The organism is Pseudophaeobacter arcticus DSM 23566 (assembly GCF_000473205.1).
Taxonomy (GTDB): domain Bacteria; phylum Pseudomonadota; class Alphaproteobacteria; order Rhodobacterales; family Rhodobacteraceae; genus Pseudophaeobacter; species Pseudophaeobacter arcticus.
In genome coordinates this window covers 16,233-39,114 of the sequence record NZ_KI421507.1, presented here as the reverse complement: position 1 = coordinate 39,114, position 22,882 = coordinate 16,233, and the positions used below count along the sequence as shown (strand labels likewise).

The 22,882-nt window shown below is 57.0% G+C and carries 18 protein-coding genes and 1 pseudogene; 7 read left to right on the top strand and 12 right to left on the bottom strand.

Annotated elements, in window-relative coordinates; genetic code table 11:
* The 6 genes from ARCT_RS25370 to ARCT_RS0104185 form a co-directional block, all read right to left on the bottom strand.
* The gene (locus ARCT_RS25370) at nt 1-1,059 is read right to left on the bottom strand and encodes a chorismate transformation enzyme, FkbO/Hyg5 family (protein ID WP_154665297.1); all 1,059 of its coding nucleotides are present in this window, start codon (nt 1,057-1,059) and stop codon (nt 1-3) included.
* A gap of 393 nt (nt 1,060-1,452) precedes the next feature.
* The gene (locus tag ARCT_RS25365; protein ID WP_036784373.1) at nt 1,453-2,397 is read right to left on the bottom strand and encodes an FAD:protein FMN transferase; all 945 of its coding nucleotides are present in this window, start codon (nt 2,395-2,397) and stop codon (nt 1,453-1,455) included.
* A complete protein-coding gene (locus ARCT_RS0104200) occupies nt 2,378-4,585 on the bottom strand; it encodes a PepSY domain-containing protein (RefSeq protein ID WP_027238951.1) in 2,208 nt (735 codons plus the stop codon). Before ARCT_RS0104200 ends, ARCT_RS25365 begins: the two co-directional genes overlap by 20 nt.
* Nucleotides 4,586-4,597: 12 nt before the next feature.
* Nucleotides 4,598-5,068 (bottom strand): DUF2271 domain-containing protein, encoded by a 471-nt coding sequence (locus tag ARCT_RS0104195; RefSeq protein WP_027238950.1) that lies wholly within the window; start codon nt 5,066-5,068, stop codon nt 4,598-4,600.
* 41 nt (nt 5,069-5,109) lie between these two features.
* A complete protein-coding gene (locus ARCT_RS0104190; RefSeq protein ID WP_027238949.1) occupies nt 5,110-5,484 on the bottom strand; it encodes a PepSY domain-containing protein in 375 nt (124 codons plus the stop codon).
* A 373-nt stretch (nt 5,485-5,857) separates the two neighbouring features.
* A complete protein-coding gene (locus ARCT_RS0104185) occupies nt 5,858-6,169 on the bottom strand; it encodes a PepSY domain-containing protein (protein ID WP_027238948.1) in 312 nt (103 codons plus the stop codon).
* 150 nt (nt 6,170-6,319) lie between these two features.
* On the opposite strand from ARCT_RS0104185, the gene ARCT_RS0104180 reads away from it, so the two are divergent.
* Nucleotides 6,320-6,979: a response regulator transcription factor gene (locus ARCT_RS0104180; protein WP_027238947.1), complete on the top strand. Its 660-nt coding sequence runs from the start codon at nt 6,320-6,322 to the stop codon at nt 6,977-6,979.
* Nucleotides 6,976-8,322 carry an ATP-binding protein gene (locus ARCT_RS0104175; RefSeq protein ID WP_027238946.1) on the top strand — a complete coding sequence of 449 codons (1,347 nt, stop codon included), beginning with the start codon at nt 6,976-6,978 and terminating at the stop codon, nt 8,320-8,322. Before ARCT_RS0104180 ends, ARCT_RS0104175 begins: the two co-directional genes overlap by 4 nt.
* Nucleotides 8,323-8,775: 453 nt before the next feature.
* Here ARCT_RS0104175 and ARCT_RS0104170 read toward each other — a convergent pair whose 3' ends face one another.
* The 3 genes from ARCT_RS0104170 to ARCT_RS0104160 form a co-directional block, all read right to left on the bottom strand.
* Nucleotides 8,776-9,753: a LysR substrate-binding domain-containing protein gene (locus ARCT_RS0104170; protein WP_027238945.1), complete on the bottom strand. Its 978-nt coding sequence runs from the start codon at nt 9,751-9,753 to the stop codon at nt 8,776-8,778.
* A 188-nt stretch (nt 9,754-9,941) separates the two neighbouring features.
* Nucleotides 9,942-10,115, bottom strand: a complete 174-nt coding sequence (locus ARCT_RS27830; RefSeq protein WP_154665296.1) for a hypothetical protein — start codon at nt 10,113-10,115, stop codon at nt 9,942-9,944.
* A 21-nt stretch (nt 10,116-10,136) separates the two neighbouring features.
* A complete protein-coding gene (locus ARCT_RS0104160) occupies nt 10,137-12,578 on the bottom strand; it encodes a GcvT family protein (protein ID WP_027238944.1) in 2,442 nt (813 codons plus the stop codon).
* A 901-nt stretch (nt 12,579-13,479) separates the two neighbouring features.
* On the opposite strand from ARCT_RS0104160, the pseudogene ARCT_RS25360 reads away from it, so the two are divergent.
* The 4 genes and pseudogenes from ARCT_RS25360 to ARCT_RS0104135 all read left to right on the top strand — a co-directional run bounded on the left by ARCT_RS25360 (nt 13,480) and on the right by ARCT_RS0104135 (nt 18,778).
* Nucleotides 13,480-14,525, top strand: a pseudogene (locus tag ARCT_RS25360) (IS110 family RNA-guided transposase).
* A 537-nt stretch (nt 14,526-15,062) separates the two neighbouring features.
* Nucleotides 15,063-15,707 carry a glutathione S-transferase family protein gene (locus ARCT_RS0104150; protein ID WP_027238943.1) on the top strand — a complete coding sequence of 215 codons (645 nt, stop codon included), beginning with the start codon at nt 15,063-15,065 and terminating at the stop codon, nt 15,705-15,707.
* A 481-nt stretch (nt 15,708-16,188) separates the two neighbouring features.
* On the top strand, nt 16,189-16,896 hold the full coding sequence (locus tag ARCT_RS0104145; protein ID WP_036784368.1) for a DUF6998 domain-containing protein: 708 nt from the start codon (nt 16,189-16,191) through the stop codon (nt 16,894-16,896).
* A gap of 505 nt (nt 16,897-17,401) precedes the next feature.
* The gene (locus tag ARCT_RS0104135; RefSeq protein ID WP_027238941.1) at nt 17,402-18,778 is read left to right on the top strand and encodes a methyl-accepting chemotaxis protein; all 1,377 of its coding nucleotides are present in this window, start codon (nt 17,402-17,404) and stop codon (nt 18,776-18,778) included.
* A 687-nt stretch (nt 18,779-19,465) separates the two neighbouring features.
* Here ARCT_RS0104135 and ARCT_RS0104130 read toward each other — a convergent pair.
* From ARCT_RS0104130 to ARCT_RS27825, 3 genes are read right to left on the bottom strand one after another with little or no spacing between them, the layout of a single operon-like run.
* A complete protein-coding gene (locus ARCT_RS0104130; RefSeq protein ID WP_154665295.1) occupies nt 19,466-19,960 on the bottom strand; it encodes a hypothetical protein in 495 nt (164 codons plus the stop codon).
* Between the two features lie 5 nt (nt 19,961-19,965).
* Nucleotides 19,966-20,514, bottom strand: a complete 549-nt coding sequence (locus ARCT_RS0104125; protein WP_027238939.1) for a hypothetical protein — start codon at nt 20,512-20,514, stop codon at nt 19,966-19,968.
* 51 nt (nt 20,515-20,565) lie between these two features.
* Nucleotides 20,566-20,898, bottom strand: a complete 333-nt coding sequence (locus ARCT_RS27825; RefSeq protein ID WP_154665294.1) for a hypothetical protein — start codon at nt 20,896-20,898, stop codon at nt 20,566-20,568.
* 151 nt (nt 20,899-21,049) lie between these two features.
* On the opposite strand from ARCT_RS27825, the gene ARCT_RS0104115 reads away from it, so the two are divergent.
* Nucleotides 21,050-22,807 carry a hybrid sensor histidine kinase/response regulator gene (locus ARCT_RS0104115; protein WP_027238938.1) on the top strand — a complete coding sequence of 586 codons (1,758 nt, stop codon included), beginning with the start codon at nt 21,050-21,052 and terminating at the stop codon, nt 22,805-22,807.
* Nucleotides 22,808-22,882 lie beyond the last annotated feature (75 nt).

The following is a 22,882-nucleotide window of genomic DNA, read 5'->3' as shown; positions in this document are numbered from 1 at the left end:
TTACGCTTCGACGGGGCCCGTATCGTTGATACAGCCCTCAAGCTCGACCAACAGATCTGAGCGACAGATATCAACATTCATAAAATGGAGTTTCTCCGCTGGGATCTGCCAGTCCTCAAGCAAAAGCCTGCGAATGATGTCATAGTCCTTGGCGTGGCGGAAATAGACCTTGAAGTGATCAAAGTCCGCCAAATTCATCGCTGGGCCCTGCTGCGCCAGCTGTGGGTTTTCATCGCTAATCAGATAGCGGATGTTTTCCATCAGTGTGTTAAGCTGACGACGGACATCGCCCGGCCACATGGTCTCTGCCCCTCTGATGCTGGCAGTCCCTGACAGGAAAAAACGGGTACCCCGCCCCCTGCCCGGATCTGATTCCAGGTGCAAGGTACCCCTGGCAAAACTGGGCGATTTGGGTCCGAATTTGGGGGGGTATTTGTAGGCAGGGCTTTGCAACGGGTTTTCCACATGCAGATAACCCGCTCGCTTTGACGCAATCAAATAGCCGGTAATCGCAGTAGCATAAGACCCGATCCCCGTGGCTGCCGGCAGCTGGAACTCATCAATACCGCGGGCGTCAAAGGCCAATGCGCGACCTTTGCAAAACTGCTGATAGATCTCGATCGCGCCGTCCGGGCTGTGATTGATTTGCGGGATAAAGTTCCATGACCGCACCAGAGTGTGAAATCCCTTCTGCTGCAGGCTATCAAGGATCGCATTGTAGGACTGATAGCTGGATGCCTCGACATCCTCAAACCGCCCAAGCTCTCCGAAATACAGGATCTCATTCCCAAGCTCGATGTAGTGCAACTGCCCGTCCAGGATCGACCCGGTTGATTTCTCTGCGCTGCTGTCGCCGTACCAATTTTCCACAAGATCCACAGGACAGCCATCGGATTGCATTGCAATGCCCATTCTGGCGGGCGATGTGCTAACATCCACAAAATCTGCACGACCGTAGTGCACCTGAAAGACGCAGTCCTGTGCTCCACCAAGTGCAGCAGGAGCTCCGCCAAGGCGATATTCAATTTCTTGTGGGCGGGTCATTGCTTCAGATGTCATACTTGGCCAGCTTGCAGTCTAGTGATTTCTCACCCGGCCTGATGACGGATGGCAGGTGATTTGTAAACAACGGGGCATGACTCCACTGCAGGTATGAGTGCCATTTACCAACCAGAACAAACCCTGCTTGGCACTCTTGCGAAAGACCCCGTGCCTACCAAGCATCCACGTAACTCTCACAGCAACTGCTGCGGCTTATAGTGACCAAAACGCGCGGAATGTCTTCGCGAGTCTGTGCAGGATCACTGACCGCATCAAACGGCCTTGTTGCATAAATCGGTCGAAGGGCGCGCTTCCCCTTTCCCCAGACGGACTTTTCCTACGGTCTCTGAGATTGGTATGCCTTATGCGGTATACTCCCCTCCCTTCGGATTGGTCCATCCTCGCACACTCTCAACGGAACAGTCTTCCAACGCCCATGCTCCGCGTTTCCCCGTCAGCATCTCGCAGCTGGAACAGGGCATTCAGACCACGCTTTTGGGCGCATGCAGCCCCCCTTTCGAATCCCATCACCATGAGCGCCGTCGCCCAGGCGTCAGCCTCCGCGCAGGTGCGCGCCACCACAGTGACCGAGGCGGGCGAGGCAAGCAAAGGTGCTCTGCGGTCCGGGTCCATCGTGTGCGACAGACGGCGGCCCTGTACCTCGATCCAGTGGCGATAGTCGCCCGAGGTCGCCACGGCAGCCTCCTCAAGCGCGAGAATGGAATGGGGCGCGCGCCGGTCCGGGTCCGGTGCCTCGACCGCGATGGTCCAGGCTTGCCCGTCCGGTCGGAGCCCAAGCGCGCGCATTTCACCATCGATCCCGACGAGCGCATTCTCAATGCCATGTGCGCGAAGGGTGTTGGCCAGCCGGTCGACACCATAGCCCTTGGCGATGCCATTCAGATCGAGCGCAACCGGCGCGGATTTGCGGACATGGGTCCCAGCAATCTCCAACGCCGTATGCGCCGGTTGGCGGTTGGCGGTCATCGCCTCGCGGATGCGGTCTGGCGCGGCGTCCTGCGGCCCAAAGCCCCAAGCCATCACCGCATCGCCCATGCCGATATCAAAGGCCCCCCCGGTGGCGCGCCCGGCCTCCAGCCCAAGGCGCAAGACCTCTCGAAGCTGTTCGGGCACCGCAACCCAATCGCCGACGAGCGCGGCGTTCAGGCGCATCAGGTCGCTGGCCTTGTTCCAGGTGGACATCTGGGCGTCCACCGCGTCCACGGCAGCCTGTAGCGCCGCTTGGATTGGCTCTGGATCATGGCCCTGGGCCGTAAAAAACAGCGCAGACCAGCGCGTGCCCATGGTCGCCCCGTTCAGCGCGTGGCGCGTGTGCTTAGTAGACATCTTCGACATATCGTCCTTCTGCTTTCAGAGTCGCGGGGGTCAGCCCGGCGGGCGCGAGTATCTCGGCCAGGGTATCGGCGACGCCTGCGGCCATATCCCGCCCGCCGCAGACCATCACGCGGGCTCCGTCCCGGATCAGCTGGGCCACCTGGGCGGCGTCGCCGCGCAGCGCGTCCTGAACGTATTGGGGCTGCGCCTCACGCGACACCGCCGTGATCAGCCGGGTCAGCAAACCTTTGCTCTGCCAGTCACGCAGTGCCTCTCCATAAAGGAAATCGCTGCTTGGGTGGCGCATCCCGAAAAACAGGTGAATGGGCCGCTGCCGCGCGTTGCCGCGCACAAAGCCTGCCAAGGGCCCGATCCCTGTTCCCGCTCCGATCAGGATCAAGGGGGCGTCGTCACGGCGCGGGTGGAAATCGGGATTGTGGCGCAAGAAGGCGGTCACGGTGTCGCCGGGTTCCAACGCGGTAAGTTGCCCCGAACACAGGCCGCCGGGGTGCTTTTTGACCACGATTTCGACAAATCCATCGCGGTGGGCGGATGCGAGAGAATAGAGGCGCGGCACCGGGCTGCCCTCGGGCAGGATGCCGATCAGATCGCCTGCGTTGAACCGGGCAAAGCCTTGTCCGGCCAATCGCTGCCACGGCGAAACACGCGGCAGTGCAAAGCGCAGGATTGCCGTCGGGGCCTGCACCTCTGCGCCATAGTCGCCACGCGAGATCAGAGTCAGCATCTTGGTCTTGGGCAAAATGGGCCTATGGATGAGGTCAAGCTCGATCCCCAATGCCTGCCCCAGGTCACGCCCCCAGCGCGCGAATTCTTGCGGAGATTGGCGGTCGATCATGCCCATGGCCATAAGATCGGGCCAGCCTTTGGCCTGTGCCGCCGCTGCGACAGCCTTGGCAAAGGCGCAGTAGGCTGGAAAGCTCCGGTCGCCAAAACCAAGAACGGCCAAGGGACTGTCCGGCGCGCGATCAAGCGCGTTCAACCGATCCAGAAACCCCTTTGCCGAGGCAGGCGCATCGCCGTCGCCATAGGTTGCGGCCAGCACAATCATCCGGTCGGCGTAGCCATAGCGGGCCGGGTCGAACGCTGACATCGGCGCGACATGCACGCTTTGTCCGGCCTGCGTCAGCGCGGCGTGAAGCGTCGCGGCAAAGCTCCATGTGCTGCCGCCCTCGCTGCCTACCAGCACGATGGTCTCGGCCCGTCCTGCGGCAACGTTGCCCCGGATACGGGGTCGTCCACGCCGCCCGGCCAGCCAGATCAGAACGCCCGTCCCCCCCATCAGCGGCACGCCAAGCGCCAAGATCCCCAGCACAAGCCCAAGCGTTGCGGCTCCCTGCCCCGTGTGCAGCATGTAGATCGTTTCTGATATCCGCTCCCACAGGGACAGATCAGCCCAGGCCAGAAGCGCCCCAGTACCTTGATCGAGATACCCGGTGCCCTGGTCCGTCTTGAGCGTGAAGACATCCGTCGGATCGCCGGGATAGGGAAAGCTCAGTTCCCGCAGCGAGGCCACCGGCGTGGTGCCGATCAAGGCCATATCCGCAAGGCCGGCGCCTGTCTCACCGCTGACCTCCACCGGGAAGTCCGGCATGGCGGCGTTTTCCGGGAGAAGCTCAAAGGTGACGGCGACCATCCAAAGGGCTGTCACGGAGGACAGCACAAGACCAATCACCGCAATGCGGGCGATTTCTACATGCAGGCGGCCCGGCACTGTCCCACGCAGCGGGGCGAACCAATGCCGCCAGCCACCGGCGCGCCGCGCCACCAGAGCCGCGCCGGTAACCGACAGGACCAACATCGCCAAGGCCCCCGCCGCCATGACAAGACGGCCCCCATCGCCAAGCAAAAGCGAGCGGTGGAAATTGGTCAGCCAACGCTCGACCGGGTTGGGATCGGCCGATCCCGCACCCGCGCCCGTTGCGGGATCAATGACCGCCGCACCGGGGGTGTCGTTGTCGAACCAATAGGCGGTGATCCGGCCCGAGGGCGCGCGCCGAATTTGCTCGACCGTGGGATAGACCGCCTGAATACGCTCGGACAGTTGCGCGACCGTCAGGCGCGCCTCGGCCTGCGGGGCGGTCAGATGATCCGCCGCGGGGAAGACGGACAGCGCCGCGCCGCTGAGCGCGAGCGCTGTGACAAGGGCAATGGCCAGAAGACCCGGCCAGCGATGGAATGCACGGATCATGGCCCAATCCCCTTACATATCGTAGGAAAAATCAGCGATGTAGCGACGACCCTTCACGGGGGTTCCCGCCCCGTTGGTCGTCAGCGGCACCGACACTTCGTTCGGGCTGTCGCGCATATCCTCGACAGAGGCGTCGATGTGCAGCGTGTAGCCCGCATCGAACAGCGCATCGGCCAGATCAAGCGTGATCTCAAGCGACCGGCCCGCGCCGACGCTGGCGCCGGTGATCCCGTTGACCTGCGCGGTGTCGCCCCCCGTGGCGCGATACCACCCGGTCAGGTGTTTGTAATATTTCGACTTTCCGCCAGCCATCCAGAGACTGCCGATATAGGTGTCCGAAGCGTCCGTCACATAAAACGCAAGATAGGCACCATCGCCGCCATAGGTCTTGAGGTTGGTAGTCAAGGTGACCTGCCGCGCCATGGCGAGGCCGGGCATCGTCAGAGCCGTGGTCAACACGAGTGTCGAGAGAAGTGATTTCATCGGGTCTATCCTTTGGTTGGAAGGGAGGGCGTCAAAGGCACTCAGTTCACCTTGACCTTCGGCGGCGTGCCGGTGCCGAACAGGCCGTTTTGCGGCGGGGCCACGGTGCCGGCCGGGGCCGGATTGCCGGCAGCCGTGCCGTAGTCGTCATCGTTTTCCATCTCGACAACCTGCAGCGTCGCCGGGTCGAGCTTGACCTCGACCTCCCGACCGTCCGCGTCGCGGCCCTTGATCTCGAAGCAGCCATCGTCGACTTCAAAGTCCCGGACGGTCCAGCCATTGTCCTGCGCCACCTGAAGCGCGGCTTCGCGGGGCTGCCACTGGTTGCGCGGCACAGAGCAGTCGTCGTCATCGGCAAGCGCGGCACCTGCGGGCAGCAGCGCAGCAATAGACAGCATGGTCAGGGTCTTTTTCATGAGGTCGTCTCCTGTTTTCTGATGAACCCAATCTGGGGGGCTGATCTGAGCGCTACCTGACAAGGTGACAATTTCTGCTTCAGCTTGTTGTCAGGAACGAAAAAGGCCCCGCCGGGAAGGGCGGGGCCAAGGCAGGCCGAAGGGACAGTCGGCTTTGGGTTTATTGGATGTCTCCCGGCGCAGGCGCGGGCTTGTCACCGGTGATCATGGCGCGGGCGAGGTTCTCTTTGTGGCGAACGGAGGCCAAGACCACGCCACCGCAAAGGCCACGACGAGGCTCCAGTGAAAGACGCGCACCAGCGGGTCCCAGATCCGCACCGGACCGGACCGGATTTGCCGCGTACCTCAGGGGGGGGCGGCATCTGACGCGCGATCAGTCATCATCACGGCCTTCCCTTTTGTCGTCGTCATGGTCGTCGCCCTCGTATTCGAACTCGATCACGTCGAGCGTGGCCGGATGGACCGTGACCTCGATCTGCCGACCTGTCGCGTCGCGGCCCTTGATCTCATAACAGCCGTCGTCGATCTTGATCCGGCGAACGGTCCAGCCATTGCCTTTGGCAAGCTCTGCAACCGCGTCTCTGGGCTGCCAGTTCTCCATCGGGACAAAGCAATCATCATCCGCCAGCACCGGGCTGGCCGCGTAAATGGCGAGGCAGGCAAGTATCATGGATGTCTTTCGCATGGGCCAAGCTCCTTGTTCCGGGCAGCGATATTCAGTTTATAGGGGGCCAAGCTGACGGGAGCCTGAAGCGCTTTGTCTGGCGGCGTAAGCTTTGCGTCAGTCAGGCAGGCCATGTCTGGGGTTCCGAGCATAAATAGGAACAGAGCCGCCATGCGTATCCTGCTGATCGAGGATGACACCGTTTTGGGTCCCGCCGTACGAGACCAGATCGCCGCCGATGGCCAGTCGGTTGATTGGGTGACGCGGCTGGATGCGGCAGGCGAAGCGGTGCGTGGCGCGTCCTATGATCTGATCCTGCTTGATATGATGCTGCCCGATGGTCGCGGGATCGAGTTCCTCAAGACCCTGCGCAAGCAAGGGGATGTGACACCGGTCATCATCCTGACCGCGCTGGATCAGGTGTCGGACCGGATCGAGGGGCTGAACGCCGGGGCGGACGATTATCTGGTCAAACCCTTCGATCTGGCCGAGTTGTCCGCGCGTATCGGATCGGTCGGGCGGCGCTACAGCGGCAATCCGAACCCGATCATCCGCCACGGGGCGCTGGACATCGATCTTGCCGCCCGCAGCATTTACCGCGATGGCAAGTCCGTGCAACTGACCGCCCGCGAATGGGCGCTGTTCGAGGCCTTCCTGTCGCGTCCCAACCAGCTTCTGTCCAAGGCGCAGCTTGAAGAAAAGCTCTATGCCTTCGATACGGAGGTGGACAGCAACACCATCGAAGTCCATGTCAGCCGTCTGCGGAAAAAGCTCGGGGCCAAACTGATCGAAACCGAGCGCGGCATGGGCTATCGGCTGGGCAAACCATGAGGCTGCCGCGCAGCCTACAGGCGCGGCTCGGGCTGTCGGTCGGTCTGGTTCTCGCGATCTGCTGGATCCTGGCGGCGACAACGACGGCCGTTCTGGTGCGCCATGAGATGGACGAGGTGTTCGATTCAGCACTGCGCGAGACGGCGGAACGCATCCTGCCCTTGGCGGTGACCGACATCATTGGCCGCGAAGAACAAGGTCTGACCCAAAGGCTCGCCGCTATTCGCGCCCATGACGAGTTCTTCACCTATGTCGTGCGCGATCCTCAGGGCCGCATCCTGCTGCAATCCCATGCCGCCGACCCCTCGGTGTTTCCGCCCTATGACGGGCCTGGGTTCCATGACACCGCGACCCACCGGCTCTATAGCGCTGCGGTGCTTCAGGAAACGGTCCGCATCACCGTCGCGGAGCCGCTGGACCACCGCAAGAAGGTGGCACAGAGCATTCAGATGGGGCTTGGCCTGCCTCTGATGATCGTCTTGCCCATCGCGCTTGCGGCCATCGCCTTTGCCGTGCGCAGGAACCTCGCCCCGCTGCGCCACTTTCGCGCCAGTCTGGAGACCCGAAATGCGCGGGACCTGTCCTCGGTTCCCGCGAATGATCTGCCTGCCGAGATCGGCCCGGTCGCCACCACGCTCAACAGCCTTCTGGCGCGGCTGCATTCCGCGTTTGAGGCCGAGCGCAGCTTTGCTGCCAATGCCGCACATGAGCTGCGCACGCCGCTCGCCGGAGCCATCGCACAGGCGCAGCGCCTGCAGTCTGAGACCACCGACCCGGCCGCCAAGGCCCGCGCCGGAGAGATCGAGACAACGCTCAAACGGCTTACGCGCCTGTCCGAACGGCTCATGCAACTTGCAAGGGCCGAAGGTGGGCGGCTTCGCATGGACCAAAGCGCCGACCTGCGCGCCGTCGCGCGACTCGTGGTGCAGGACATCGCGCGCAAGAGTGCGCCAGAGCGTATCGTGCTGACCTTGCCCGAGACGCCGGTCATGTCGGACCTGGATCCCGACGCCTTCGGAATACTGTGCCGAAATCTTGTCGAAAACGCCGTGCGTCATGGCGCTCAGACTTCGCCGGTCGAGGTGATGTTGACGTCCGACGGGCAACTTATCGTGGCAAACGATGGTCCAGTCCTGCCACGCGACGCTCTGGACCGGCTGACAACCCGTTTTGAACGGGCGGGTTCAATCACCGATGGCAGCGGGCTGGGCCTCGCCATCGTTGCCACCATCACGGACCGGTTCGGAAGCCCGCTTGTTCTTGCCTCGCCACGACCGGGTTCTGAAACCGGTTTCCAGGCCAGCGTGGCGCTACCGACAGAGGTTACCGACGCTTGGTCATGAATTGGAGTTCCCAACCTCTTGCAGGGAAATTGGAAAACGATCCAGAATGTGCATGCTGTGCGAATAATCTTCGCAAGTATCGGGAACTTTTGATCTCCTTCTTTCCGAGTGCCGCCCTCAGTCTGCAGGTGGTTGCATCATCGTAGCGAAGGCCCGCTTCGTCCACATTGTGTGAGCTCGCCAACGACCAGATTTTGCAGCCGCAGCGTAGCGGTGGCACAGCGCAGAAGCGGAATATGCAAACTCAGTTTATTGTCGCAATCAGGCGATGTTTCGTAATGCGTTGCGGCGAGCAGAGGTCACCATGCACTCAGTGAAACACCACAACAGCTTATTTGTGCAACAAAGCCGGGAGTAGCCCTCCGCGCCACAGGCACCTTGTCCAGGCCGATAAACAACGCTTGGATTATTGCCCCGCGGCCCTTTGTCGATATCGAAAAGCTGCCTGGAAGACTAGCTGCGCATCGGCAGGGACGGGAGCTCTTTTGTGCTGGTGTCGAACAAACTCGGGTGGCGCGCCATGTCTTCGCCCATGCGCTTGAGCAACCAGTCTACGAAAGCCTTGCCCCCGGCGGACAGCGGGCGTTTTCTCGATGCAACCAGAAAGATGTCATTTCCGGAGCTGAACTTGGCATTGCCGACAGGCTGCAACGCACCGCGCAGGACGTAATCGAGAACCAGGTGGGTCCAGCCCAGTGCTATGCCATGCCCAAGGGCCGCGGCGCCAAGCGAGCTCAGTGCATCGCTGAAGGTCACGGAACGATTGCTTGTGGTCATTGAAACGCCATGTGTGAAGAGCCAATCCTTCCAGCCGTAGCGCAGGCGGTTCTTCTCGGCGAAATGAAGCAGACGGTGATCCGGAATTTGGTCCAGGCCAATCTCGCCGCCATTGGCGGCAATATAGCCCGGGTGGGCAACGGGGAAGATGAGCTCAGGTACGAGTTTCCAGGACTGGACATTTGTCCAATCTCCGTTTCCCAACCGGGCGGACACGTCAATCTCATGGGCGAAGAGGTCAAAGTCATCATAGGCACTTTCCTCAAGTGAAAGCGTTATGTTGGGGTGAAGATCGTAGAAATCTGAGAGCCTGGGCAACAGCCATAGTTGCAGGAAGGAAGCCGAGAAGGACGCCTTGACCCGATGTTCACATGAGGTACGGCGCATCGAAGACACAATGTCGTGCAGGTGATCAAAGGATTTCTCGACCTCCTGAAAGAGCCGTTTTCCTTCGGCGGTCAATTCCAGGTGGTAGTGATTTCGCCTGAAAAGTTTGAAACCCAACCCGTCTTCCAACTGACGAATTGCCTTGCTGACGGCGGGTTGGCTGACGTTTAATTCGCTGGCCGCGGCTGTAAAGCTGCCGCGCCTGGCGGCGGCCTCGAAGGTGAACAGAAAGTTGGCGGAGGGAACGAACTCGCGAAGTTTATGCATGAGGTTGGACCCGGAAACAAAAAGGAGGCCTGTGTCGGTTTGGGAGCGCAGGCTCCGAGGTGGCGAGGCCACGCAGATGGGGCATGTTACCACCTTGGCAGAATTGTGCCAGAAGCCATCAGCGGCTTCGACCATCTGAAGTCCGAGGGGACCCTGCCGATCAATGTGGGTTGACCGTGGAACGGGTCCTACATGCAGCCCTGATAGGCGCGTTCGATCTCTTCATAGCGGACCGGGAACTCAAAGCTGCTGGCGTTGCCGACATTGCCGGAAACGCAGGGATAGGCGGCATCAGGGATCATGATCCCGATGTCCTCGCCGTACCAGGACTGGGAGCGTCTAAGAACTTTGTATTCAGACACGGGTGCTCTCATGCCGGGCGATCATGCACGCGCGCGCTCTGCGGTGGGGTCGTAGGGGCAGTCTTCGATCACGGTGGCCTTGTGGCGCACGCCAAGGATCGTCAGATCAAACACCTCCCCGGGCGTGCCGAGCGCGACCGGCAGCAGCGCAATCGCGATGTCATGGCCAAAGGTGTAGGAATAGCTCCCCGAGGTGATACGCCCGACCAGCTCGCCGTCGCGACAGAGGCTCTCGCCGCCCAACACGCTCATGCCGTCGGTGGGGATTTTCAGCGTCACGGTCTTCTGAGTGACGCCAGCCTCCCGCGCCTGCGCAAGTGCGGCGCGGCCAATGAAGGGGCCCTTGTCCATGGCGACAAAGCGATCCAGCGCAGATTCCCAGGCGGTCAGCTCCGTGTTCATGTCGCGAAACATCGCCCGGTAGGATTTTTCAAGCCGCAAAGATTCCAGCGCCTGGGTGCCAACAAGACGGAGCCCGTGCTTTTGGCCCGCCTCATAGATCCGTTCGATCAGGCCACGCTGGTACTGCATCGGGCAGTAAAGCTCCCAGCCAAGCTCGCCCTCATAGTTCATTCGCAGCATCCGCACGTCGCTGGCCAGACCAACGGTGGCGGTGCGCACGCCGAACCAGGGGAAATCCGGGGCGCGCAGGCTCTGCTCTGTCAGCTCTGCAAGGATATCGCGGGCTTTGGGGCCGACGATGGTCATCCCGGCGCGTTCATTGGTGACATTGCGCAGGGTCACGGCGCCATCCGTCGGCAGCAGGCGCGACAGCTCGTCCATATAATAGCGCTCACCGGTCGGGGTGCCGATGAGGAAGAAGACATCCTCCGCCAGCCGGGCGACGATGAATTCCCCGACAACCGTGCCTCGCTCTGTGAGCAGGTGCGACAGGTTTGAACGACCCACCTTGGGCAGCCTGTTGGCCAGGGTCTTGTCGAGCCAGTCGGCCGCCCCGCTGCCGGAAAGCTCGAACTTGGACATGAAACTCATCTCGATCAGGCCTGCAGCCTCGCGGACGGCCTTGACCTCTTCGCCGACGATCTCGCCCTTGGCGGTCCATCTCCAGCTGACCTGGTTTTCCTGCGCGACACCTTCCTGCGCGAACCAGTTCGGATGTTCCCAGCCGTTCATGACGCCCCAGACCGCGCCCCTGGCGTTGAGAAAATCGTAAGAGGGGGCGGTCTTGGCCGGACGCGCCGCCGGGCGGTCCTCGCCGGGGTAATGCTGTTCGGCGTGGGTGCCCCAGGCTTCGCGCACCTTGGGCAGGGTCCAGCCTTTGTTGGCATAGTCGCCAAAGCGGCGGGGATCGAGGCCCGAGGTGTCGATCTCGTTGCCGCCCTCAACGATCTGCTCGGAGAGGTAATAGCCGATGGAGGCACCCCAGAGGATACCGCCCGGCACGCCCTCGGCCAGCCAGAGGTTCGGACAGCCCCAGGCCTTGCCGACCAGTGGCAGTTCGTCGGGGGTCATCTGGAAGGGGCCGCGCACATTGGCCTTGATGCCGACCTCGCCAAGCACCGGAACGCTTTCCAGCGCCGCTTCCCAGTTCCAGGCAACTGAGTCAAAGTCCTCCTCCATCAGGTCGGCGCCGAACCATTCGGGCACGCCGTTTTCGGCAAAGAGTTGAAGATGCTCTGTCCTCTCATAGGGGCCGAACATCAGCCCGTCGCCTTCCTCACGCAGGTATCCCTCAAAGCCTTCGTCGCGCAGGATCGGCATTTCGGGAAGGCCAGCCTCCTTGCGCGCCTTGATCTGGGAGACAGCATCGGTGATCCAGTATTGGTGAATGATCGGCACCGCCGGGATTTCAAGTCCGAACATCGCGCCGGTCTGGCGAGCATAATTGCCGGTTGCCGAAATCACATGCTCGGCCAGGATCTCGCCCCGGTTGGTGATGATCTTCCATTCCCCGGAGGCGGTGCGTTCGACCGATTTGACTTCGGTTTCAAGGTAGATCTTCGCGCCGCGATCACGGGCACCGCGCGCCATGGCCATGGTGACATCTGCAGGCGCGATATGGCCGTCATCGGGATGATAGAGCGCGCCCAGCATCTCCTCGTCGCCGCGCAGAAGCGGCCACAGCTCCTTGGCCTGCTTGTCGGTCAGCAGTTGCGCACGGATGTCTTGCGTCTCGAAGGTGTCCATATAGCTGCGGTATTCATCCCAGCGATCAGGGGATTTGGCGATGCGCAGCTGGCCACATTTGTGCCACCCGACCTGCATGCCGGTTTCCGCCTCAAGACCTTCATAGATCTCGATCGACTTTTGGATCATGCGACCGATATTGCGGTCGCGGGCGTAACTTGGGATCAAGCCTGCCGCGTGCCAGGTAGACCCTGCCGTCAGCTGGGTACGCTCCAGAAGGCACACGTCGCTCCATCCACGTTTGGTCAGCCCATAGAGGATGCCAGCGCCAACGCAGCCGCCCCCAATAACCACAGCGCGAGCTGTTTTCTGCATGTCTCGTAAACTCCTGTTCGTCACCGCGAGTAGAATGAGGGTCGAAGGACGAAGCAAGTTCAAAAAAAATGCACCTCTGAATAACTATAAGTTAGTCAGAGGCGCATCCTATGGAGTGTCAAAGGCGGGCATTTCCCCGAATTGGAAGTGCGAGACAGATCGAATGCCGCGGCAAAATGGCAGCCCGCGAAGTATCTCTGTGTCTGACGTCAGCGCTCAGGGGGCCAAATAGAGCAATTTGATAAGACAGTTTTCACAAACGGTTTGTCACGCCAGCAACCATGGAAAGCCAGTTCTCTCAAAACCGGAGAATCTTGCTCAAGAAACCACGCGCCGCAGGAGTAGAGGTGTTCTCTTCCAATGGGGAGAAACATATCGACAGCAATTCGCATGACACATGCGGAATTCGCACGCTTATGCTTCATTGGCAAAAATGATTGATTTTACTGGCAGGGGCATCAGGGTTCGAACCCGAGACCTACGGTTTTGGAGACCGCGTCAATATGCTGATATAAAAAGAACATTTCTCCAAAACGGTCAAAATCCACTCGAACGAAAACAAGTAGTTAGAGCGCACACCCCAACTATTCTGGCACATTCCAATGCCAACCATTTTGGCATCTTACATATTTCTCCGTCAGACAGATGCTCAATATTCTCCGCGAAACTTAGAGGGCCATCGGCGGTGCCACCCATACAGGTCGAGCGAGGTACTGCCCGCAGCTGCACAAGCTGCGAATGGCGGCAAAGCGCACGATAGCGTAGTTTGCAAAGTCGTGGTCAGTGCGTCACCTTGAAGGGGGGAACGGCCCATACCGGATGAGGTGGGTGGCTCCTGCTCCACCGGCATCGAATGTGCCAAAGTGCAATTATCATCAACTGCTAGGAAAGGAGCCACCCAATGACAGTTAAGACAGTCGGCCTAGATTTGGCCAAGGATGTTTTTCAAGTTCACGGTATTTCCGAGAATGGGTCGCGTGATCTTCAACAAGGCGATCAAGCGTGCGAAGCATGGGTTTCGGCTGCTTCGGAAGCGACATGCGATCGCCGTGATCGCTGTCGCCTTGTATGGTCGGAATGGAGGCCTGTGGATCAGCGCACCATTGGGGGCGCACACTGCGCAAACTTGGTCACGATGTCAGGTTGATGCCTGCGAACTATGTAAAGCCTTATGTCAAACGCGGAAAGACAGATGCGGTGGACGCGGAGGCAATTTGCGAAGCCGTCAGGCGCCCGACGATGCGCTTTGTCGAGATCAAGACCGAGGATCAACAGGCTATTCTATCGATCCACCGCACGCGGGATCTGGCAGTCCGGCAGCGCACCCAGCTGGCCAATATGATCCGCAGCCTGTTGCGCGAGTTCGGGCATATCTTGCCTATCGGGATCGAAGCGGTAACGGCCTTTGCGAAGCGCCACCTTGACGGTGATCACCCGGACATGCCTGAGATCGCGAACGGGATGCTCGGGATACAGTGCTACCAATTCATCGGCCTGAACGAACGCATCTCTGGCTATTCCAAGATGATCGAGCAACATGCTCTGCTAAATGCTAATGCGCGCAGATTGATGCGCATGCCAGGAATTGGGCCAATAACAGCATCGGCCATTGTCGCTACGATCGGGGACGCAAAACAATTCCGCACCGGGCGCGATCTAGCGGCTTGGCTGGGGCTGACCCCGCTCAACAAATCCAGCGGCGGCAAGGAGCGATTGGGCAAGATCACAAAGGCTGGCGACCGCTACATTCGCAAGCTTCTGGTCGTGGGCATGACGTCTCGCGCCGTAATGGCGAAGCGCTCACCTGAAAAAGTCGATCTGTGGACGGCGAAGATCATCGCGGAGAAACCGTTCCGGCTGGCAACCGTCGCGATGGCGAACAAGGCAGCGCGTTCCATCTGGGCGATGCTCACAAAGAAACAGGAATACAGGCAGCCCGCGTTCTAACCGCGCCGACTGCCTACCAGATGCAAGACGTTGAAGTAATGATGCGGACTTAAGTCAACCAAGAGCAAGGACACTCCGGGAATGGCTGCGGCCCTCTGAGGTCGATAAGCCGATTGGAACCTCGCTCGCGGAATTCATTAGGGCCAGTGGAGGCAATGCCAAAACATAAACAGGCCGGACAGACGACAGTACTGACGAAAATGACCGCAAATACCGACAGAAAACGCTTGCAATGCAGGAGCCACCCACAGAGGCCATTGGCCGGGCCCCACCTCCGCTGCGGTGCAGCCCGTCATTCCGGACTTTCGCTGCAGCTGCAAAATCAATGGCGCAGTGAACTCACACCCTGCGGACTTTCCCGACCTTCACTGCACGTGCATCAATGTCCGGTTCGGTGAACAGTTCAACAAACGGTGGTTTTTGGCACATTATGCTGGTGCAGTGAATGACTGCTGCGCGCTATTGAACCCCTTCGCCAAGCTTGTGTAATTCCAGAAAATACCTCAGAATCCACCAAATTTTCAGGAGACCTAAACGGTGATTAAGATTTGGGGACGTGCATCTTCATCAAATGTTCAAGCATTGATGTGGGCGATAGAAGAACTGGCTCTGCCTCACCAAAGGCAAGACGCTGGTTTCATCTATGGGGGCAACGATACGCCAGACTTTTTGGCGATGAACCCAAATGGCACTGTTCCGGTTCTGCAAGACGGCGAAAACAGACCGATTTGGGAAACGGGCGCGATTCTTCGCTATTTGGCCGAAAAGTATGCTGGTGATGCCTTCTGGCCCAAGGACGTGGAAGAACGGGCAGAAGTGGATAAATGGGCCGAATGGGCCAAAATCAACGTCGCACTCAAATTCACGGCCCCAGTTTTTTGGCGCGTTGTCCGCACCGCACCATCAAGGCAAGACCCCGAAGGCATCGAGCAGGCAATCTCCGTATTAAATGGCTTTCTAGCTGTTGCTGAGACGCAGCTCGGGAAGCAGTCGTTTCTAGTCTCGTCAAATTTATCGCTCGCGGATATTCAGTTTGGACATTTGCTCTATAGATATTTTGACATCGAGATCGAAAGAACGAGCTTCCCAAATATCGAGAGCTATTATCGTCGCCTAAGTGAACGTGATGGGTTCAAAAAGCACGTTGCCATCTCTTATGACGAGCTACGTGTCGTGGACTAGCCAAAGTCTCCGACCAAGCTTTCGCACCTGTTCCAATAACCCTCCTTTTTGGAACGGCTGAAAAGGGACCAGTTTTCCGCTGCCAAAAACCCAGTTCAAAACCCAAGTGGTTGTTGAAGGTTTTTGGTTGCCCTTCGTCAGCCGACATTCATGCAAACTGCAGCATCCGTTACTGAGGGTTCACAACGGACTTGCGGCGGTGCAGCGCGTGGTTTGCACCCTGAACACTCTGTCGCCGGTCTTATCGGCACACCTGGTTGACTGCTGTCAGCCCAATCACGACATTCATGCGAGGTGCAGCAAAGGCATGCTGCAATCACGAACGATTTTCGGAGAGCGGACCTTCGAACTGTTCAGATGACCAAGGTGATGCTGCACCGGCCAACCTTGGTCAGTAAACGAGGGCAAGTTGACCTTGTGACCAAAAAAAGTTCATGGATATTCTCAACGATTCGATGAACAATTGCCGGTATGGAAAATTATGTCTCAAACGCTTTCACAAACCCAAATAATTCGTTCACTTGGACAGGCTCTTGAGTGGTTTGAAAAAGAAATCGGTTGGGGCGTCCCTCCAGGTGAGTTGGGCCACTTGACGGGCAGGATCGGAGAACTTTACGCGGCAATGGTGACGCGGGGGCAAATGGCCTTGGCCACAAACCAACGTGGCTACGATGTCGTGTCACTTGAGGGAGAATACATTTCGGTCAAAACGGTCACCAGTTCGAATCATGTAAAGTTTCGTACCAGCACTTTCGAAATTGTGCAGCGCGTGATTATCCTCCGACTGGTGGTTGAAGATGATGCAGTTTCTATTGAAGAAATACTTGACTGCCCCGCAGAGGAAATCCGCAAGAGAGGTGTAAACGGAGATGGTACATATACTGTACCTATCAGCGGCTGGCGGGCGGAAGAAAGTACAGAGCAGGCGCTTAACACAGGACGCCAACGTTTATCTGTTCCAGAGCTCAAACGACTTAAAGAGACCGGAAGTGCAAGTTTCAAATCTCACCGGATAGTTCAGTATGAGAACGGTTCTATTTTGGTGGAGACAGATGGGATGGTTCAGGAAGTGACAAGGCCAATTCTTCGGGACATTGCAAAGCAAGTTGGGGTCGATATCCTGAATGGATCTGGGAACATGAAGAATACTCGTTCACTTGGCGCGGATATAATCAAAAGTCTATCATAAATTCATGGTGCCGGTCCGCCAGGAAACGCTAGCGGCCTATTACGCGTGCAACGCTAGTTTAGGTCTCATGTGCGGATGACGGCAACCAGCCCAAAATGACGGGTGCGAAGCGAGGTTGGTTGTTGTGGCTGCACATGCACAAACCGCGCCTCGACTTCGCGGAACCAGACATTCAAGCTGTCAAATACGGCTTTTTGCCCTCAATGTCGGCAGTGAGCCCAGACCTTCACTGCGGCGCCGTGGCTGAATAAAAATCCACTATACTCAGGCAGGGGGCTGCAAAAATGCCTCTTTCGTTTGTGCAAGATGATTCGCAGTTAGGAATCAGTTCCTTCAAGAACCCTTTCTGCTCAAAGTTGCTTTTTAGTTTCAAAATGACATCTAAATCCAGAAATAAGGTCGAAGAATCAACCAAAAGGTGAAGTTTTTGAAGTTTTCATTTTATCAACCCTGAAGCGCCAAAATCACTCATCTTTAACGAATTCGACCAACTAGGTGAGAAAACATGTTATTTACTTCAGGACGTCGCGCTCTTGTGACAGAGCTGGCTGAAAAACAGGCATTCATGGATGTCATTGATCGAACACAAGCCGTTATTGAGTTCGAGCCTGATGGAACAATCTTAAAAGCCAACGAGAACTTTCTTTCGGCGCTAGAGTATAATCTCAATGAGATTGTTGGGCAGCATCATTCTATGTTTGTCGATAAGGATTACGTAAAAACAGCAGCCTATAGAGCATTCTGGGAGGACCTGGGCTCCGGCAAGTTCTTCACTGATCAGTTTCCGAGGCTAACAAAGAGTGGTTCTGAAATCTGGATCCAGGCAACGTACGCGCCGGTGTTCGATTCTGAAAATAAGGTCAAGAAAATCATAAAAATCGCAACCGACGTCACTCAACGCCGGAAGGACACAGATGATATCGCGAGCAGTTTAACAGAGATGGCTAGCGGAAACCTCGCGCAACGAGTTCAAATCTCCAAAATCGAAGATTTAAGTGTACTAGGCCAATCCCTAAACCAAGCTATGGAAAAGCTCTCGATGGCTATGGAGTCTGTCAAGATAGTGTCAAGTACGGTCTCATCAACAGCACAAGAGATCAACAGTTCGACGTCTGAATTGTCTAACCGTACAGAAACCCAAGCTGCAACACTGGAACAAACTGCAGCTGCGATTGAAGAACTTACAGCAACAGTGCGTTCTGCTGCTGAAGGGGCGCAACAAGTAGAAGAAATTGTTGCGAGCGCCAGAGCTGCGGCCCAAGGAAGCAATCAAGTTGTGCAAGACGCGATCTTGGCCATGGATCACATTCAAGAGTCTTCGGACAAAATTTCCCACATTATTTCTGTCATTGATGACATCTCGTTTCAGACCAATCTACTTGCTCTAAACGCTGGGGTCGAAGCTGCTAGGGCTGGTGAAGCTGGAAGGGGGTTTGCGGTCGTGGCCTCGGAGGTTAGAGCCCTTGCTCAGCGTTCAACAGAGGCTGCCGGAGAAATCAAGGGGCTGATTTCGGAGAGCTCAAATCATGTATCCAAGGGGGTTGAGCTGGTAGGGCAAGCTGGAGTGGAGCTTAGTTCAATTATTGAGAATGTTGGAAATATTTCCGGGCACGTCACTGAAATTGCTCGAGGGGCACATGAGCAATCGATAACGTTGGAGGAGATTAATACTGGTGTGAGCCAACTGGATGCTGTGACACAACAAAATGCTGCAATGGTGGAGGAAACTACCGCAGCTAGCCAAATTTTGGCCAATGATGCGACGGAGTTGGCGCAACAAGTTGATAAGTTCGAAACTCAGCCTCACAATGTCGTTTCGTTGTCGACTATTGGGTTTGAAAACAACCATGACCAAGATAAAGCTTCGGTGTTTGGGACCTGATGCCTTCTGCCTCAATTTTTTATAGGCGCCAGTTGCACACTTTCTAGCCGAGGTTTCACTGCACTGCATACTTACAACCGCTTCCGACGTGACAGTGGGCTGGGAGTTGAGATAACCCTTAGCAGATCGTGCATCTCAGGCGGCACGTGCGGCGAAAGGCTGCTCTGCCGACCTCCGAGCCTAAAATTTCGATGCAACTCTCATCAACGACCGCTTCTTACGCGGCAGTGCAGCGGTTGAGGGCTGTGTTCCCAGGACGAAAGGCGGACTTTGCAAAGCGCGCTACCTGCGCTTTGCTGACCTTGATGCATAGTGCAGCATCGACGCAATGATCAATGGGGCGGTGAATGGCCGCTTGTTCTTCTCTGACACGAGCCTCTCGCAGTTGCGGCGAATGGCCGGAACCCGCCCTCCCTGCCGGATGACCATGTCTGCTTGGGGCTGTTCTCCGCACCAGCACACCAAACCGGGACTGAGGCAGGAGGTCAAGGTCGGCAGAGCGGGACGAAGCCGACCTTTGTTCCGCGATAACCAATGGCCGCGCTGATCTTACTCGAAGGGCGTCAGCCACAGTAATATTCTGTGTCGCAAAACTTCCCGAATACCTTACAACTCGCGCCATTTAAACTTGGACAACTAATACAGATGTACTGTTTGTCGGCTCTTGCGAGCAACCAAATTCCACTTTCAAAAATAGGTGAATGAGACATAGCCGATAAGGGTGGCTAGCCCCAGGACGAGGCCAATGACGAAGAGCGGGCCAATAAGTCCGGCGATGAAGCCCCGTTTCTCGAGCCAGAGGAGGGGGGATTTGGCACTGTGATTTTCAGAGCAATCCGGTGCGATATCCGCCACCTCGCATCTGTCCGTGATCGGATTTTTCCAGTGAGGCCGTAAGTTGGATACGACCGTGAACAACAGGCCCAGCCCTGCAAGGGCGTACAGGGCGGAGCCGATCATGCCGACATGTGCGCCGTCGCCAAACAGGACCACGCCCCAGAAAGCCATCACCAACAGCCCGATTGTGACCAGCACGCCGGTACTGGCCAGTGGGATGATCTCAACCTCATTGCCGCAACGCTCGCATTTGCAGGTGGTGACGCTGTTATAGATTTGCATATGGCGCTTGACCGGCATCAATGCAGGTTCAGCGCATTTCCCGCATTTGCGAATCTGGAGCATAATGTTCACACCAAGCCGATCTTACATTGCTCACGAATTGCGGCAACGCCATCTGCGGCACCCATCGTCGGCAGGGTGAAAATCGGTGTTCCTTCAGGATTAAGGAGTTGAATTGTGTCGGCACCCGCCATGACGTTCAGTGTTGAATAACGCGCCGGAAATATGCCAAGCCATGCCTGATCGCTGGGGCCACCATCATAATAGTGAGCTAAAATGATGTCCTTGTACACGCCGCCACCCGGCAACGCAAAAAAGAGCGTGAGATTTGCTTCCATATCGCCCTGGGCGAACAGGTCGGGTAGCGAAGGCACAAACAGCTTAAAATACACCTGCTTATAAAACATCTGGCTTTCATCACGCGTGTCGCAGGATAGTTCAAGACGATATTCGGGTTCCTCAATCCAGATTCTGGCGTAATCCAACCCTGCATCGGTTGTGCCGATCAGTATCTGCCATTCGTCCGGTGATGTAGGTTCGGAATCCGCTAATATCGGTGTAGAACTCGCCAACAAGGCGAGCAAACCAACTGTAAAGCTTATTGTATTCGCCATCATTCAAACCGTGTTTCTGGATATTTATAGGTATCTTTTCCAAAACCAGGACGATCACTTTTTAAGTGTGCAAAAATGTTTATCAAAGTAACGTTGACCTGAAACATACTTGATTGTGTTCAATTCTACACTTCCTCCACTTTCATAAAATCTTGTAACATCTCTGCGGACATAATCTGCTGCGTAAACTTGCCAGCCACAGGCGGACTTGACATATAAGACACAGTCACTTCTTGGCGCATCGGCAACGCACTCGGACATGGTTGACCACACAGAAAAGTTGCCGCCCTCTATGGCCATGTCCAGTTCGGTTGCGGAACCAGGTGCCGCCGAAATCAGGCCGATGGTTAGTGCCGAGGTGATCATTGCAAATCGTGACTTGTTCATTGAATCGTCTTTCAAAAAGGGTGACTATGATGCCCCGCTCCCACGAGGACTATTTATTCGGCCTCGATTGTGGTCAATTTAGTACGAAACGCAATTGGTACAGATGTACTGACAAGGACGTGTCGAAAAACACGCTGAGGGTGGGGCAAAAATGAATTTTCAGACTGACTTTCAGCTTGATCGAGCCAAGCTGTTTTCGCGCGCACCAAAGAGAATTTTGCTTGGCCATATCGCATCGGCCAGCATCCTCATCTATCTCGCCTCGGACGTGCTTGCCATGCCCTGGCTTGTATCCTGGGGCATATGGGAGATATTTCTCACGCCGACACTGCTTTACCGCCTTGGAAAACAAGCGGAAAATATAGAAGACTCTCAAATCGACCTTGGTAAATGGCGACGCCGTCTATTTGCTTTATTTTTTGCCGTCGGGCTGAGTTGGGGGCTGTTTGTCTTTTTTGGTCTCGATGTCCAGGACCCGGCACATTTTTCCATGCAGATGGCCATTGTCGCAGGAGCATCTGCCGCTGCTTCACGCTCATTGAGCATTTTTGAACATTCTTTCTATCTTTACGGGATCCCTTTTGTCGGCTTGTTGGCGGCGCGCATCTTCATGCTGGGCGGTGATTTTATCCTGCTCGGAATGTTGGTGCTGATCTTCATCGCTATGATGTGCGGCCTCGCACACGACACTTCAAAAGGCCTGTCTGAATACCTGGCCACCAAATTGGAGAATCTGGAGCTTGCAGTGAAGTTCGAGGCAGCAGCGCTGGAGGCGCAGCGCGCCAACGCATCGAAAACACAGTTTCTGGCACAGGCCAATCATGACCTTCGCCAACCCATCCACGCCATCGGATTATTGGCAGAATGCCTGCGCGACCAAAAGCTTGATAGTCAAGGACGCGAGATGTTGGCAACGATCCGCATCTCGGTCGATAATCTGGCGCGGCTTTTCAAAACCCTTTTGAATATAACCACGATCGATGCCGGCGGATTGACTCCTGAAATCACCCGATTTCCACTCAATGAAGTGTTGGCCCAGAGTGTGCGGCAGGCGCGCCCAAGCGCCGAACAAAATGGCTGCACATTAAAGTTTATCGAGACCTCTCTATGGGTGGAAACGGACATGGCGCTCTTATCTTCCATCATTCAAAACTTGGTTTCAAATGCTGTCAAATATGGGCCGGGCGCCAAAATCCTGCTAGGGGCACGTATCAAGGGGAACAACGCCACAATCCATGCGCTGGATCAGGGGGTGGGCGTGCCCGAAGATCAACTGGAGAGCATTTTCGAGGAGTTTGTCAGGGGTAAATCGCACGCTTTTGAACATACCGATGGCCGTTCTGACGGATTGGGGCTTGGTTTGTCGATCGTAAAACGCACCGCCGATTTACTGGATCTGAAAGTAGACTTCTCCTCAAATTTTGGTGTGGGAACGCATGTCGCGATAGGCGGCCTGGTCCTCGTTGATCCTTCCAATGCACCAGTAAAGACTGTGGAGAGCTTATCCAGCCAGACGGCGAATGACATCACTGTTCTGGTGATTGACGACAATAGGGACGTGCGCCAGAGCGTCGCGACATTGTTGCAAAAATGGGGTTATCAAACATTTGCGCAAGCTCCGGAGGAGCCGCTGCCGACTCACTTCGATTTATTACTGATGGATTATCAACTCGGAATGGAAGTTGACGGTATTGCCCAAGACGGCATTACAATGGCAATATCCATATCTGATCGCAGTGATAAGTACATTCCGACCGCAATCGTGACGGGTTCCTTGAACGGCCAGATCCAGCAGGAGGCGAAACAGGCCGGGTTCCGGGTCCTGCAAAAGCCGGTGACCCCGCTGCAACTGCGCTCAATCCTGCTGGCGCTGGAAGTCAGCCGAAATGACCAGCCCGTTCTCGCCTGACGAGCCGGCAGCAGTACATCTGTCCCGATTGTGGTGGGCGGCGGGCACGTGCTTACTTCCACGTGTAAATCGCAT